The sequence below is a fragment of the Bradyrhizobium sp. BRP23 genome, assembly GCF_020194135.1.
Classification (GTDB): domain Bacteria; phylum Pseudomonadota; class Alphaproteobacteria; order Rhizobiales; family Xanthobacteraceae; genus Bradyrhizobium; species Bradyrhizobium yuanmingense.
In genome coordinates this window covers 634,142-648,606 of sequence record NZ_JADYVW010000003.1, presented here as the reverse complement: position 1 = coordinate 648,606, position 14,465 = coordinate 634,142, and the positions used below count along the sequence as shown (strand labels likewise).

Here is a 14,465-nt window from a genome sequence, read left to right as displayed (position 1 = left end):
TGCCTGTGTTCGCGGCGCTTGTCACGCGGCCGTGCTGCACCCTCTCCCCTGGTGGGAGAGGGCGGCTTCGCGATAGCGAAGCCGGGTGAGGGGTTGTCTCCGCGAGTCCGACGGCGAGTAAAATGCGCGGAGAGAAACCCCTCATCCGGCGCGAACTGCGTTCGCGCCACCTTCTCCCACAAGGGGAGAAGGGAAGAGGGTGTGGGCGCTCGCTGCTAGAACCAGTTGTCGCACTACTTCTGCGGAGGGCCGAGATCCAGCGGAGGCAGCTCGATCTGCGGCACCTCGATCTTGATCGTGCTGGGATCGATGTTCGTCTGCACGCCCTTGTAGTGCATCACCATCGACGGGAACGCGATCACGAGGCCGACCATGATGATCTGGATGACGACGAAGGGCACCGCACCCCAATAGATCTGGCCGGTGGTGACGGGGTCCATCCGCTTGCCAGTGACCCGATCGGTGTATCGCTCCTTCGGCGCGACGGACCGGAGATAGAACAGCGCGAATCCGAACGGCGGGTGCATGAACGAGGTCTGCATATTGACGCCGAGAATGACGCCGAACCAGATCAGGTCGATGCCGAGCTTCTCGGCGGCCGGTCCCAGTAGCGGGATCACGATGAAGGCCAGCTCGAAGAAGTCGAGGAAGAAGGCCAGTACGAATACGAGCGCGTTGACGAAGATCAGGAAGCCGATCTGGCCGCCCGGCAGCGATGTGAGCAGGTGCTCGACCCAGACGTGACCGTTGACCCCGTAAAAGGTGAGCGAAAAGATGCGGGCGCCGACCAGGATGAACACGACGAAGGCCGACAGCTTGGCGGTCGATTCCGTGGCCTGCCGGATCAGGTCCCAGCTCAGCCGCCGCTTCACGGCACCGAGAATGAGGGCGCCGGCGGCACCCATCGCACCGCCTTCGGTCGGCGTGGCGATGCCGATGAAGATCGTGCCCAGCACCAGGAAGATCAGGAACAGCGGCGGCACCATCACGAAGGTGGTCTGCTGCGCCATCTTCGAGAGGAAACGGAATCCGGTCAGCTTATCCACCACCCAGTTCAGCACGGCGACGGCGAATGCGAAGATGATGCCGTAGAACATGCTGAGCACCACGTAATCGGCGCCACGAGTGCTGGAATTGCGCATCATGAGCCATCCGAATGCGCAGCTCGCGAGGAACAGCACACCGAGCGATACAAGGCCGCGATCGCCGTTCTCTTCGCGGAAGCCGATGGCGTCCTTCGGCAGGCCGGGCGCCGCCTTCGGCCAGATCATGCTGACGAGGAAAGCGTATCCGGCGTAGAGGGCGGCAAGCACGAGGCCCGGGATGAAGGCGCCTTCGTACATGTCGCCGACGGACTTGCCGAGCTGGTCGGCCATCACGATCAGGACGAGGGAGGGCGGAATGATTTGCGCGAGCGTGCCGGAGGCGGCGATGACACCGGCGGCCACGCGGCGATCATAGCCATAGCGCAGCATGATCGGCAGCGAGATCAGGCCCATCGAGATCACGGACGCCGCGACCACGCCGGTGGTCGCAGCGAGCAGCGCGCCGACGAAGATCACGGCATAGGCGAGGCCGCCGCGGATCGTGCCGAACAGCTGGCCGATCGTGTCGAGCAGGTCCTCGGCCATGCCCGACCGCTCCAGCACCAATCCCATGAAGGTGAAGAAGGGGATCGCGAGCAGCGTGTCGTTGTTCATCACGCCATAGACGCGCTCCGGCAAGGCCTGGAGGAAGTCGGGGTGAAACTGGCCGAGCTCGACGCCGATGATGGCGAAGAACAGGCCGACGGCGCCGAGCGAGAATGCCGCCGGATAGCCGAGCAGCAGCATGACGACCAGCGATACGAACATGATGGGCGCCATATTGGCGATGATGAATGCGGTCATGGATTCCCCCTACACCGTCGCCAACGGCTACTTCTTCTCGATCGCTTCAACGAGATGCTCGACTTCCGCTTCCAGCGCCGACACCTGCGATTCGTGCGGGTCCGGTATCAAGCCGCGCATCACCGCGATCCGCTTGATCAGCTCGGAAATGCCTTGGACCAGAAGGAAGGCGAACCCCACCATGATCAGGGCTTTGGCGGGCCATTGCGGCAGGCCGCCGGCATTGCCGGATTGCTCGTTGATCTGGAAGGAGCGCAGGAAGAACGGCACGCCCGTGACGATCATGACGATGCAGATCGGAATGAGGAAGAACACGTGACCGACGATGTCGATGACGTTGCGCGCCTTCTTGGGCATCGTGTTGCTTACGATGTCGATGCGGATGTGCTCATTGTCGAGCAGCGTCCAGGGCGAACAGAGCAGGAAGACGATGCTGAACAGCACCCATTGCAGCTCGAGCCACGAATTGGACGAGGTGTCGAACGTCTTGCGGATGATCGCGTTGACCGCCGAAATGACAACGGCGAGCACGATCAGCCACGCAATACGTTTGCCGGTCCAGCGCGTGAACGCGTCGATCCTGCTGCTCAGCTTAAGGAGCGCTTGCAACGATAGGTCCTCCCCCGATTGTGCCCCGGCCGTCTTGACTGCGCCGAGATGGCGCGTGGCTTATCTCGCCGCGCAGGCATGAGGCCGCCGCACCAAACCAGCGGGCGTGCCGCCAGTCAATCGGAAGTTTGTTGATAGTTAAGGGGAATAGGGCCGCAACTATACGGAGTTAGCCGCCGGTGACGCTCATGTGCCTGGAGACGCTGGGCCGGTCGTGGCGGCGGTCGATGATGAAATCGTGGCCCTTGGGCTTCAGCCCGATGGCGCGGTTGATCGCATCCGCAAGCAATAGATCGTCGCTCGATGCACGCAGAGGTTTGCGCAAATCGGAGGCATCCTCATGGCCGAGGCAGGTGTGCAGCGTTCCGGTGCAGGTGATGCGTACCCGATTACAGGATTCGCAGAAATTATGGGTCATCGGCGTGATGAAGCCGAGCTTGCCGCCGGTCTCGGCGACGCCGACATAGCGGGCCGGACCGCCGGTGCTCTCGGCCAGATCCGTCAGCGTGAACTGCTGGGCGAGGCGGGCGCGCACCAGCGACAGCGGCAGATATTGGTCAATGCGGCCCGATCCGATCTCGCCCATCGGCATCACCTCGATCAGCGTCAGGCCCATGCCCTTGCCGTGGGCCCAGCGCATCAGCGAAGGCAGCTCGTCCTCGTTGAGGTTCTTCAGCGCCACGGCGTTGATCTTCACGGCGAGCCCTGCGGCGCGCGCGGCCTCGATGCCCTCCAGCACCTTGTCGATCTCGCCCCAGCGGGTGATCTCGCGAAACTTCTTGGGATCGAGGGTGTCGAGCGAGACGTTGATGCGGCGGACGCCGCAATCGGCGAGCTCCCGCGCGTGCTTCGCAAGCTGGGTGCCGTTGGTGGTCAGCGTCAGCTCGCTCAACGCGCCGCTCGACAGATGCCGCGACAACGAGCGCACCAGCGACATCACATTGCGGCGGACCAAGGGCTCGCCGCCGGTGAGGCGCAGCTTCTTCACGCCCTTGGCGATGAAGGCCGTACAGAGCCGATCGAGCTCCTCCAGCGTCAGCAGGTCCGCCTTGGGCAGGAACGTCATGTCTTCGGACATACAGTAGAAGCAGCGCAGGTCGCAGCGGTCGGTGACGGAGACGCGCAAGTAGGTGATGGTCCGCCCGAACGGATCGGTCATCGGGGTCGACAATGCGGCGGATCCGGTCATGCGAGAGGCCTTCACTTATGGCGACGGGCGCACCTTTGCTGCAGCGGTGCGGTCGACGCAATCTAAGCATCGGACGCGGCAAGGACAATCGGGTGGTATACGTGAGTGCAGCACTGACGCATGTGACCCCCTCGGCGCGGGATTTCGGCTCGTTCGGTGCGGCTCGCAGCTGGGTTCCGCGTACGACCGGCAACGCCCGCGGCGCCGGTGAAGTCAGCCCTCTATGCATCCATTCGGGATGTGAGGCGGCGAAAATGGCAATCCTATCAAAGCGTTGCTGTGTTGCTTGCCGTCATCAGGCTGATCGCGGCCGCCGGCAGGTCGCGCATGTGGTGGATCAGGCGGTCCGGCTTCAGCTCGGCGATCGGCACGTCGGTGTAGCCGAAGCTGACCCCGATCACGGGCACGCCGGCCCGCCGGGCGACACCGACATCGGTTCCGGCATCGCCGACCATGATGCTGGCCTTCACGTCGCCGCCGGCCCGGGCCACCGTCTCCCGAAAAATAGTCGGATCGGGCTTCTGGACGCCAAAAGTGTCCGCGCCGCAGATCGCCGCGAAGCGGCGGCTGAGGTCGAGCTGGTCCAGCAGGCGCTTCGACAGCCATTCCAGCTTGTTGGTGCAGACCGCGAGGCGGTGGCCTTGCGCCGAAAACTGGTCGAGCGCGGCCTCGAGACCCTCGAAGGGGCGGGATTCCACCGCGATATGGTCGGCATAGTACGCGATGAAATCCGCAGTCATCCGGTCCATGTCCGCGGGCGTGACGGTGCGGCCCTCCGCTTCCAGCCCCCGCTCGATCAGCTTGCGGGCACCGGCGCCGATCATGTTGCGGGCCGAGGCCATCGGCACCGGCGGCAGGCCTTCGCGGTCGAGCACGTAATTCAGTGCCGTGATCAGGTCGGGTGCCGTATCCACCAGCGTGCCGTCGAGATCGAAGACGATGGTGTGAGGGGAAGTCGTCTTGAAGGAGGTCATGATTCCCAAGCGCTACCGGCCCGGTCCTATCCGCGCAAGGGGCGGGCCCATAAGATCACCTTATAGGCCTGTTCCCAGACCCTGTTCCAGGCCCTGTTCTCCTGGGAAAAACGAGGCTACATAGGCCCCCGAAAGCGGCCGGAATCGGCCGAGACTTCACAAGGCAGGCGCACACGTGACCATGGACCAATTGAAGCGGCAGGCTGCGGCGCGTGCGCTGGAGGAAGTGCGCGACGGCATGCAGCTCGGGCTCGGCACCGGCTCGACCGCCAAGCACTTCGTCGAGCTGCTCGGCGAACGCGTTGCCGCCGGGCTCAAGGTGATCGGCGTGCCGACCTCCGAGGCGACGCGGGCCGATGCGGAACGCTGCGGCGTCAAGCTGACGACGCTGGACGAGATCGACCATCTCGACCTCACGATCGACGGCGCCGACGAGATCGATCCCGAGCTCAATCTGATCAAGGGCGGCGGCGGCGCGCTGTTGCGCGAGAAGATCGTGGCGGCCGCCTCGGACCGCATGATCGTGATTGCCGACGACAGCAAATGGGTGCCGACGCTCGGCAAGTTTCCGCTGCCGATCGAGGTCATCCCGTTCGGGCTCGGTGCGACGCGCCGCGCGATCGAAAAGGCATTTGCCGAATGCGGCGTTTCCGGGCAAATGGCGGTCCGCAAGGCCAAAGGCGGGGACAAGGACGGCCACGTTTTCGTCACCGATGGCGGCCACTGGATCGTCGATGCCCAGCTCGGACGTATTACGGATCCCCCCGGTCTCGCCAAGGCGTTGAGCGCCATTCCCGGTGTGGTCGAGCACGGGCTGTTCATCGGCTTGGCCAGCTCGGCCGTTCTGGCGGGCGGTGGCGGAATCCGCGTGATTGAACGGCGCAAGCCGAAAGGAGACCAGGAATGAAGAACGTGTTGAAAATCTTGCCGGCTGCGGCTCTCGCTGCGGGATTGGCCCTTTCGGCCGCCCCGGTCGCCGCGCAGCAGGCGGGCCAGAAGGCTCCCGCGGCGCCGGCCCTGCCGAAGGCGTCGCCCGCAGCGATTGCGGCAGCGAAGGAAATTCTGCAGATCAAGAACGCCGCCGGGATGTATGCGGGCGCCGTGCCGGGCATGGTCGAGAAGACCAAGGGCGCGCTGATCCAGCAGAACCTGAATTACCAGAAGGACCTCAACGAGGTCGCGCCGATCGTGGCCCAGCAGCTCAACGGCCGCCAGAGCGAGATCGGCGAAGGCATGGCGCAGATTTATGCCAGCGAGTTCACCGAGCAGGAGCTGAAGGACCTCGTCACCTTCTACAAGTCGCCGCTGGGCAAGAAGCTGATCGATGCCGAGCCGCGCGCGATCGGGCAGAGCATGGCGTTCATGAACAGCTGGGCCCAGAACTTCTCGGAAACGGTGATGGGCGCCTTCCGGGCCGAGATGCGCAAGCGTGGCAAGGAGATCTGAGCGCACCTATCTGAAGGGTCGTTACTGCAAAGGGGTCGGAGTGGATAATGGCTGATTTCGACGTCGACCTCTTCGTCATCGGTGGCGGCTCGGGCGGCGTCCGTGCCGCCCGGATCGCGGCCGGCTACGGCGCCCGTGTCATGATCGCGGAAGAGTACCGCATGGGCGGCACCTGCGTGATCCGCGGCTGCGTGCCGAAGAAGCTGTTCGTGATCGGCTCGCATGTCCGTCACGAGCTCGAGGACGCCGCCGGCTTCGGCTGGACCGTTCCGCCCGCCAGCTTCGACTGGCCGACGCTGATCGCCAACAAGGACAAGGAGATCGCGCGGCTGGAGGCGGCCTACACCGCCAACGTCGAGAAATCAGGCGCGCAGATCGTCAAGAGCCGCGCGGTGATCGAGGACAAGCACACCGTCCGCCTGCTCGAGAACGACAGGAAGGTCACGGCGAAGTACATCCTGATCGCCACCGGCGGCGCGCCCAACCATGGCGCGGCGATCCCCGGCATCGAGCACGTGATCTCCTCCAACGAGGCGTTTCATCTTGCGAGGCTGCCGAAGCGGATCGTGATCCAGGGCGGCGGCTATATCGCGCTGGAATTCGCCGGCATCTTCGCCGGCTTCGGCTCCGATGTGACGGTAATCTATCGCGGCGAAAACATTCTTCGCGGCTTCGACGAGGATGTCCGGACCCATGTCCGCGCCGAGATGGAGAAGCATGGCATCACCATCCTCACCGGCTGCACCGTGACCAAGGTCGACCGCCACGGCGAGGACTTCACCACGCATCTGTCGAACGGCTCGAGCCTCGCCTCCGACCAGGTGATGTTCGCGATCGGCCGCCATCCGAACGTCGCCAATCTCGGCCTGGAGAATGCCGGCGTCGCCATCAATCCCGCCAACGGCGGCATCGCGGTCGACCATTTCTCCAAGAGCTCGGTCGACAGCATCTATGCCATCGGCGACGTTACCCACCGCTTCAACCTGACGCCGGTCGCGATCCGCGAGGGCCATGCCTTCGCCGACACGGTGTTCGGCAAGCGCGAGGTGCAGGTCGACCACGCCAATATCCCGACGGCCGTGTTCTCGCAGCCGGAGGTCGGCACTGTCGGCCTGACGGAAACCGAGGCGCGCGCGCAATTCAGCCACGTCGACATCTACAAGACGACGTTCCGGCCCATCAAGGCGACGATGTCCGGCCGCGACACCCGCGTGCTGATGAAGCTCGTGGTCGACGGCGCGACCGACCGCGTGCTCGGCTGTCACATTGTCGGCGATGCCGCCGCCGAGATCACGCAAGCCGTCGCGATCGCGGTGAAGATGAAGGCGACCAAGGCCGATTTCGACGCGACCATCGCGCTGCATCCGACCGCGGCCGAAGAGCTCGTCACCATGCGCACCCCGACCGCACGGCACGTGCGGCAGGCGGCGGAGTAGGACGGCGGCACGAGCACACTCAACCGAAGTTGGTGCGCGCTTACCCTCTCTCCTTGCGGGAGAGGGTGGATCGCCGCGGAGCGGCGAGACGGGTGAGGGGTCTCTCTCCTCACGAACAGTGTTACGAGCTGAGAGAACCCCTCATCCGGCGCTTCGCGCCACCTTCTCCCACAAGGGGAGAAGGGAAGAAGACCCTAGCTGCGAGCCGCCTAGCCGTACAGATATCCGACCGGCTTGCCTTCGGTGCGCAGGGGACGCACGTCCTTTTGCGTGATGATCTGACCGGCGAGGCCGTCGATCTCGTCGCGCTGTGTCGCCGTCCAGCTGCGCAGCTCGTTCATGCCCTTGAGCAGGCCGAGGCGGAGGACCTGGGTGTTTTCGCCGACGCCGATCAGGTTGATGGAATCCTTGCCCGCCGTCACCACGTCGCCGGCAGAGAGTTCAAAGCTCTCGCCGGACTTTCTCTTGAACTCGGCCATGCCGCGAATGACGCGATAGATCACGACCTCGCCCTTGGCAAAGCGGGTCGCGTCCGCCGCGGCAGACGTGCTCTTCGGCAAGAGCGCGTGGCCACGCGGGTCGGTCGCGATGATGTGGCCGGTGACGAGATGCCCGCTCGGAATCTCGATGCCGATGTCGCGTACGTAAACCGGCATCGCCGATCTGACAGAACCATCGGTGAGCGGCTTGAACAGTGCGTCGAGCGCCAGGGGATCCTGAAGCCAGAAGCCGGCATCGGCCGGGCGGTCATGCAGCGGATGGCTCCAGGCCACGCGCGGCGTTTCGTCCTCATTGATCTGATCCGGGCCGACAATGGTCGGGTTCGGAAAGGTGGTGGGATCGGTGATGAAGGCTTCGAGAAATTTGCCGGAATAGCCCATCGAGATCGGATCGGGCACCACCGTCTGCGGCGTCTTCAAATTCTCTTCGGTCGACAGGCCCGACCACGTGTAGAACAGCTGGCGATGCACGATCGCGCTTTGGAGCATCACCGCGCCCGGGCCGACATTGTACCAGCGGCCGTCATAGTCGAAGGTGAACGCGCCCGAGGTGACCAGCACGAGCTGAAAGCCGCCCGGCGGCAGATGCAAATGGAAGTCGGTAGGGCCGGTGTCGGGCCGGTAGATCGGCAGATTGGTGGCCACCTCGTGCAGCAGGAAGGTTTCGTTGTTGGCGTGGAAGCCTTCGTTGGCGCGGTTGTAGAGCGCCTGCGGCCGGTAGGTCGCCTCGAAATTCGCATTCTTGTCGCGATCGATCGCCACGAAGTCCTGATCGTTGAGGCGCAGCGGCGCGCCGTTCGGACGGGTGAGACCGGTGAATTTGATGTCTCCGGCAGCATGCACGTTCATGGCATTCTCCGATCTGAGGCCATTCATCCCGGAAGCCGAGCGCGCGTGACTGGCCGCTCCTCATCGGGGCCGGGCAGGGACTTGGCCTGATGCTGTCTTGCGAATTTCAGGCCAGCCGGAGCGCAATGCGGCGCGCTGGTCCGCCGGCTGCACGCGACGCGCAAATAATCGAGATTGCACCTGAGGTTAGACAATGGGTGGCGCCGAACTCGCCCGACTTCTCCGGACAAGCGTCAGTGGGCGCAGCGGCTTGTCTTGTCTAATTTGTCGGCATGCCCTGCAAAAGCGCATGCAGTCGGCCCGCGACGGGCGCCCGGCACGGTTCAGTCGAATGATCGCGGGAGCGCCGGCTCGGGCTTGCCGGACGGGCTGCCTGCCCATTTCGCCATGTCCATGGCGCGCGCGTCGAAGCCTTCGCACCAGAGGCAGCTCGGCTCCGTGTGGCCGTGGGCCGTCAGCATCGGGACAAGCGCATGGCCGCAGCCGGTGCAGGGTGTGGTGCGATTCATGCGCTTCTCCAACGATCTCCGTAACTCAGGAATGGCATTTTCGTCGCACAAGCTTGCGCGGGGCGCTATGACGGCGCAGGAGCGCTGCGATGCACAGGCGCGCTCGTTCCCGACAGCGTAGAGTTAGCGATCCATTGTGACACGGCTGCGATGTCGTCGCCGCTTTCGCGATGGGCGCGAAGCTGGAATTCCGCCGAGCTGCCGCGCGCGACGATGGTGCGGCAGTGTTCGATCTCGGCGGAGCAGTTCAGTGCGGCTGCGTCCTCCGCAATGTCGTCGATCACCCCGGTGAGCAGCTCCGAGATCGTCACCGGCCCGTCCGTGGAGGCGAAGATGCAGTCGGTGCCGTAGCGCTGGGCGCGCCATTTGTTCTCGACCGCGATCGCGCGCTCGACCGCAGTGACCTCCCGGGACAGCTGAGGGCGCAGATAGAGATGCCGCGTCAGGCAGCGGTAGAGCGAGGCGATGGCAACCGCGTCGTCGACGAAGGTGCAGGTGTCGGGCGCGCGAAGCTCCAGCGTCGGATGCTTCATGGAGGGGCGCATTGCCCACCAGATGTGGCTTTCGTCCGGGATCACGCCGGAGCGCTGCAACGCGCCGACATAAGCGTCGAAATCCTGCTTGCCTTCGAACAATTCGGGCAGGCCGCTGCGCGGCAGCTCGGAATAAGCCGCGAGGCGGTAGCCCTTCAATCCGGTCTTGTGCGAATTCCAGAACGGCGAGGACGTCGACAGCGCGATGAACAGCGGCAGATGCGGCAGCATGGCCCGCATCACCGCCATGCGCTTCTCGGGATCCGGCAGCTGCACGTGCACATGCATGCCGCACATCATGTTGCGGTGGCCGATGCTGCGCAGATCCTCGATCATCTCCTCGTAGCGCGGTTTCGGGCTGGGCTGCGACATGCGCCAGACTGCGCTCGGGTGCGTGCCGCAGGCCATGATCACGAAGCCGTATTGCGCAGCGACGTTCGCGACCTCGCGTCGCAGGAAGCGCAGCTCCTCGCGCGCGTCGTTCACGTCGACATGAACGTTGGTTGCGACCTCGAGCTGCGATTGCAGCATCTCGCGCATGGCCTGGCCGCCGGTCGACCAATTTGCCGATTCGAACAGCTCGTTGGGCGTGCGGATCGCGACCTCGAAGCTGCGTCGGTCAGCGAGGAAGTATTCCTCCTCGATGCCGAAGGAATATTCCGCCGGATTGCCGCCGCCGCCGGCAGAACGGATGACGACATGCTGCTTGTCCTCGGAGGGGGCAAGACGCAGCAGCTTTGAAACGTCTGAAGCAAATGTCATTGGCCACCGGCGCGGTCATTACCTGCGGGCGATAATCCGTCTGATTGTGGCCGGTTCCGCACCCAATGTACTGGAAATTGCAGGGTCGAACGGAACAATTTTGACGGCTTCGGACGCTCGCGCGATCAGGGCGTGGTTCGGCGGGACTTCCGCCCAGTCCGATTCCTTATCGAACGGCTCGGAGACGACGATGACTTGCCCGCCGTCCTCGCGGAAGTAGAGCGTGTTCGCGGCATCGTTCACCGAGAGCCGAAATGCGTAGAGGTCGCGGCCGTTGGCAATCGCGCTGGTAAAGCGCAGCCGCTCCCGAAGCCCGCCTTCATTGACGAATCCGAGGAGCGATTGCAGCACGGACTGTGTCGCGCCGAGCGGATCGTGCTCGAGACCGGCCCCCATCATGGCCAGGAACACGGCTTCCGAATCCGTCGTGCCCAGCCGCGACGGATAGTAGGCATCGGGAATCAGCGCCTCGACTTTGCGCCGCAGCCGATTCCAGCTGCCGACGAACCCGTTGTGCATGAACATCCAGTGCCCGCAGGCAAAGGGATGACAATTCTGCCGCGTCACGGCCGTGCCGGTTGCGGCACGCACATGAGCGAAGAACAGATGCGAGTGCAGATGCCGGCAGAGGTAGCGCAGGTTTTCGTCCGACCACGCCGGGCGCGTCTCGCGATAAAGGCCCGGCTCGGGGTGCTCGCCATACCAGCCGAGACCAAAGCCGTCTCCGTTCGAGCCCGCCGTGGACTGAAGCGAGCGGATGCTCTGCGCAATCAGCGAATGCTCGGGTTCGGTGACATAAGGCTCGAACGAGGTGGTTTCGCCCCGGTATGCGATCCAGCGGCACATGCGGGTTCCTGCCAGGCGGTTTGATGCGTCGCGAGGTGCATCAACACCTGTCACGGACGCATGGTTCCAGCTGCGAAAGGGTTGCATGACCGATCCCGCAACGCCGAACGGATGCGGCGGCTGGTCGCAGCCGGTCCGCCTTGATTCCGACAGGCGTACCTATAATTCTGAAGCGAACAAGAATCCGGGCCCCTCTGGCGAGGACGTCGACGTTCGTCGGCAAACCTCGCGATGTCGGATGACCAGTCCCGCGCGAATGCGATGGATCGGCCGATTGTCGGGCCCCCTGTTTCGTTTTCTCCGACCATTCGTCCCCATCGCAGCTCCGTGCGGCTATTTCGCAAGTTAAGGGAGCTACGATGTCCGGAACCAAGTCCTCAAATTCGATCGAGATCACGGAACCGTCCAGCCTGAATGAGCAGGCCGCGGCGGCCGTGGTGATCGTGGGCGCCCTGGTAGCGGTTGCTGACCGGCGCGTCTCACCCGTCGAACGCGACGAGGTGATCCGTTTCATCAGAGACCGCAAGCTGGCGCCGCACATCGGCGACGAAGGGCTCCGTGCGATGTTCGACGAACTCGCCGAACGGCTCGAAGAGCCGGATTTTGCCAACGTCGTGATCGATACGCTGCGACCGGTTTCGAACCTGCCGCTGTCGTCGCATCTGGTGGAGCTGTCGGAGCGCGTTGCTGCCGCAGACGAGGACGTACATCCCCACGAAGTCCAGGCGATTAAATTGTTGCGCTTGCTGACGCTGGTGCTGCCGCGCGCGAAGCCGGTCGGGGCGAGTGCGCCGGGCCCCAAGCTGCAGGCCGCCTCGAAGGGGTAAGCATGAGCACGATTTCGAACGAGCGCGCCAGGCAAACCGAGGGGAACACCGAGCAGATCGCTGGTGGAGACCCGCGCCTGGCCAAGCTCGTCGACCGCCTGCCGCCGCGCATGAGCGACACCCTGACCTATCTGCTCAAGCCGTCCAGCCGCTGGGTCAGGATCCCCTCGGGTACGCTGCTGGTCGTCGGCGGTGTGCTCTCCATCCTCCCGGTGCTCGGCGTCTGGATGCTGCCGCTCGGCCTTGCTCTGCTCGCCGAGGACGTGCCTGCGCTGCGCTCCTCCCGTTCAAAAGTCTTCGACTGGATCGAGCGGCGCAAGCCGCATTGGCTCGATCCGTCTGCCTCTAGGAATGATCAATCATGACTGAACTCATCACCGCCGAAGCGCTGTCCGCGCTGTTTCAAGTCATCCTGATCGATCTCGTGCTCGCCGGCGACAATGCCGTCGTCATCGGCCTTGCGGCTGCCGGCCTGCCGGCCGAGCAGCGCCGCCGCGCCATCATCGTCGGTATCGCCGCTGCCACCGCACTGCGTATCGCCTTCGCCGGCGTTGCGACCCAGCTTCTGCAAGTGATCGGCCTTCTGCTCGCCGGCGGCGTGTTGCTGCTCTGGGTCTGCTGGAAGATGTGGCGCGAGCTGCGCGAGCAGGCCGCGCATTCGAAAGAACTCGCATTCGATAGTAACGGCGCAGGTGCTGCGCCGGTACAGCAGCCGGTAACGCAGAAGACTTTCGGCCAAGCGGCGGTGCAGATCGTCGCCGCCGACGTGTCGATGTCGCTCGACAACGTGCTCGCGGTCGCGGGCGCCGCGCGGGAGCATCCCTACATCCTGGCCTTCGGCCTGCTCTTGTCGGTTGGGATGATGGGCGTTGCCGCGGATCTGCTTGGCCGTTTGCTCCAGAAGCAGCGCTGGGTGGCCTATGTCGGCCTCGCCATCATCCTTTACGTCTCGTTTGAGATGATCTATCGCGGCACGCTGGAACTTGCACCGGTGATTGCGAGTCTCTGAGGCGACAATCTACCGCAGTCCGGAGTGATCAATGACGTCTGAACCCAAAGCACCTTCGGCGCGGGCCGCGCCGTTGCCGCCGGTCGGCCTGCTTCCGAAGCTGATCTTCGGCTCGCGCTGGCTGCAGCTGCCGCTCTATGTTGGCCTCATTGTCGCCCAGTCCGTGTATGTGCTGTTGTTCCTCAAGGAGCTCTGGCACCTCGTCTTGCATTCATTCGACGCCAGCGAGCAGCAGATCATGCTGGTCGTGCTCGGGCTGATTGACGTCGTCATGATCTCGAACCTTCTGATCATGGTAATCGTGGGTGGATACGAGACCTTCGTTTCCCGGCTGAACCTCAGCGGCCATCCGGACGAGCCGGAATGGCTCGGTCACGTCAATGCCAGCGTGCTCAAGATCAAGCTCGCAATGGCGATCATCGGCATCTCCTCGATCTCGCTGCTCAGGACCTTCATCGAGGCCGGCAATCTCGGCACGACCCGCAGCAATTTCACCGAGAGCGGGGTAATGTGGCAGGTGCTTATTCATATGACCTTCATCGTCTCGGCGGTCGGCATCGCCTGGGTCGACCGCCTCAGCGAGAGCGGCCATCGCAAGGCGGCCGAGCACGGCTGATAAGCTGGCCGCCCAATACCTCCCGAGCGGCCAATCCTGGAGCCCGCCTGATCGTCCGGTTGGGCGGGCTCTCTTTCGAGATCGATAAAATTGTCTGCAATCGGTTCAGTGCCGGCAAACGCTGCCGACAAGAAGCCGGGCGCCTTAAACCAGGCCTTTGGAACCGATCTGCATCCTGCCCGCAAAGGGCAGGGCATCGGGCATGACAATTCTCAGGGAGATCGTCGCAGCGGTCGCGGGAGTCTACGCGCTCCTGCTGGTCTGTGACGCATTGTTCGGCGTCGGCGAGGCGCGCTTCGACGACGCTTATTACCGCGCAAGCTTCTACGCACCGCGGCCGAAGGAGTTTAGGTTCGCGAGCGACACGCCGCCGGCGGTGCGCGTCAGCGACGCCTTCGCGCAGTTCGCACCTAGCGACGCCAAGCCGAACCGGCGCTACTCGTCGCTGACGACGATCATCCGCTGACGCAG

Annotated in this window: 16 protein-coding genes; 8 read left to right on the top strand and 8 right to left on the bottom strand. The window is 64.1% G+C overall.

Features of this window, described 5'->3' with window-relative positions:
• Positions 1-233: 233 nt before the first annotated feature.
• The 4 genes from I6F24_RS11250 to I6F24_RS11235 all read right to left on the bottom strand — a co-directional run bounded on the left by I6F24_RS11250 (position 234) and on the right by I6F24_RS11235 (position 4,661).
• Positions 234-1,889 (bottom strand): TRAP transporter large permease subunit, encoded by a 1,656-nt coding sequence (locus I6F24_RS11250; RefSeq protein WP_109144150.1) that lies wholly within the window; start codon positions 1,887-1,889, stop codon positions 234-236.
• Positions 1,890-1,916: 27 nt separating this feature from the next.
• Positions 1,917-2,498: a TRAP transporter small permease subunit gene (locus tag I6F24_RS11245; protein ID WP_036001566.1), complete on the bottom strand. Its 582-nt coding sequence runs from the start codon at positions 2,496-2,498 to the stop codon at positions 1,917-1,919.
• A gap of 169 nt (positions 2,499-2,667) precedes the next feature.
• Positions 2,668-3,687, bottom strand: coding sequence for a GTP 3',8-cyclase MoaA (gene moaA, locus I6F24_RS11240; RefSeq protein WP_225149437.1), 1,020 nt, complete (start codon positions 3,685-3,687; stop codon positions 2,668-2,670).
• Between the two features lie 266 nt (positions 3,688-3,953).
• Positions 3,954-4,661, bottom strand: a complete 708-nt coding sequence (locus tag I6F24_RS11235) for an HAD family hydrolase (RefSeq protein WP_225149438.1) — start codon at positions 4,659-4,661, stop codon at positions 3,954-3,956.
• A 175-nt stretch (positions 4,662-4,836) separates the two neighbouring features.
• Between I6F24_RS11235 and rpiA the strand changes: the two genes are divergently transcribed.
• The 3 genes from rpiA to gor are packed head-to-tail and all read left to right on the top strand — an operon-like array spanning position 4,837 to position 7,543.
• Positions 4,837-5,568: a ribose-5-phosphate isomerase RpiA gene (gene rpiA / locus I6F24_RS11230; RefSeq protein WP_036001558.1), complete on the top strand. Its 732-nt coding sequence runs from the start codon at positions 4,837-4,839 to the stop codon at positions 5,566-5,568.
• Entirely contained in the window at positions 5,565-6,107 is a 543-nt protein-coding gene (locus tag I6F24_RS11225; RefSeq protein WP_036022233.1) for a DUF2059 domain-containing protein, read from the top strand. Before rpiA ends, I6F24_RS11225 begins: the two co-directional genes overlap by 4 nt.
• A gap of 47 nt (positions 6,108-6,154) precedes the next feature.
• A complete protein-coding gene (gene gor / locus I6F24_RS11220) occupies positions 6,155-7,543 on the top strand; it encodes a glutathione-disulfide reductase (RefSeq protein ID WP_225125865.1) in 1,389 nt (462 codons plus the stop codon).
• A gap of 209 nt (positions 7,544-7,752) precedes the next feature.
• Here gor and I6F24_RS11215 read toward each other — a convergent pair whose 3' ends face one another.
• The 4 genes from I6F24_RS11215 to I6F24_RS11200 form a co-directional block, all read right to left on the bottom strand.
• Positions 7,753-8,892 (bottom strand): glucuronate isomerase, encoded by a 1,140-nt coding sequence (locus tag I6F24_RS11215; RefSeq protein ID WP_225149439.1) that lies wholly within the window; start codon positions 8,890-8,892, stop codon positions 7,753-7,755.
• Between the two features lie 323 nt (positions 8,893-9,215).
• Positions 9,216-9,401, bottom strand: a complete 186-nt coding sequence (locus tag I6F24_RS11210) for a hypothetical protein (RefSeq protein WP_225141415.1) — start codon at positions 9,399-9,401, stop codon at positions 9,216-9,218.
• Positions 9,402-9,466: 65 nt separating this feature from the next.
• On the bottom strand, positions 9,467-10,696 hold the full coding sequence (locus tag I6F24_RS11205) for a carboxylate-amine ligase (RefSeq protein WP_225149440.1): 1,230 nt from the start codon (positions 10,694-10,696) through the stop codon (positions 9,467-9,469).
• An 18-nt stretch (positions 10,697-10,714) separates the two neighbouring features.
• The gene (locus I6F24_RS11200) at positions 10,715-11,542 is read right to left on the bottom strand and encodes a class II glutamine amidotransferase (RefSeq protein ID WP_225149732.1); all 828 of its coding nucleotides are present in this window, start codon (positions 11,540-11,542) and stop codon (positions 10,715-10,717) included.
• A gap of 359 nt (positions 11,543-11,901) precedes the next feature.
• Between I6F24_RS11200 and I6F24_RS11195 the strand changes: the two genes are divergently transcribed.
• The 5 genes from I6F24_RS11195 (at position 11,902) to I6F24_RS11175 (ending at position 14,460) form a co-directional block, all read left to right on the top strand.
• Positions 11,902-12,369 carry a TerB family tellurite resistance protein gene (locus I6F24_RS11195; protein ID WP_225149441.1) on the top strand — a complete coding sequence of 156 codons (468 nt, stop codon included), beginning with the start codon at positions 11,902-11,904 and terminating at the stop codon, positions 12,367-12,369.
• A gap of 2 nt (positions 12,370-12,371) precedes the next feature.
• Positions 12,372-12,734, top strand: a complete 363-nt coding sequence (locus I6F24_RS11190) for a hypothetical protein (RefSeq protein WP_036022245.1) — start codon at positions 12,372-12,374, stop codon at positions 12,732-12,734.
• Positions 12,731-13,378 carry a TerC family protein gene (locus I6F24_RS11185; protein ID WP_036022248.1) on the top strand — a complete coding sequence of 216 codons (648 nt, stop codon included), beginning with the start codon at positions 12,731-12,733 and terminating at the stop codon, positions 13,376-13,378. Before I6F24_RS11190 ends, I6F24_RS11185 begins: the two co-directional genes overlap by 4 nt.
• Before the next feature lie 31 nt (positions 13,379-13,409).
• Positions 13,410-13,994 (top strand): TIGR00645 family protein, encoded by a 585-nt coding sequence (locus tag I6F24_RS11180; protein ID WP_036022249.1) that lies wholly within the window; start codon positions 13,410-13,412, stop codon positions 13,992-13,994.
• A 202-nt stretch (positions 13,995-14,196) separates the two neighbouring features.
• On the top strand, positions 14,197-14,460 hold the full coding sequence (locus I6F24_RS11175) for a hypothetical protein (protein ID WP_036001521.1): 264 nt from the start codon (positions 14,197-14,199) through the stop codon (positions 14,458-14,460).
• Positions 14,461-14,465: the final 5 nt, after the last annotated feature.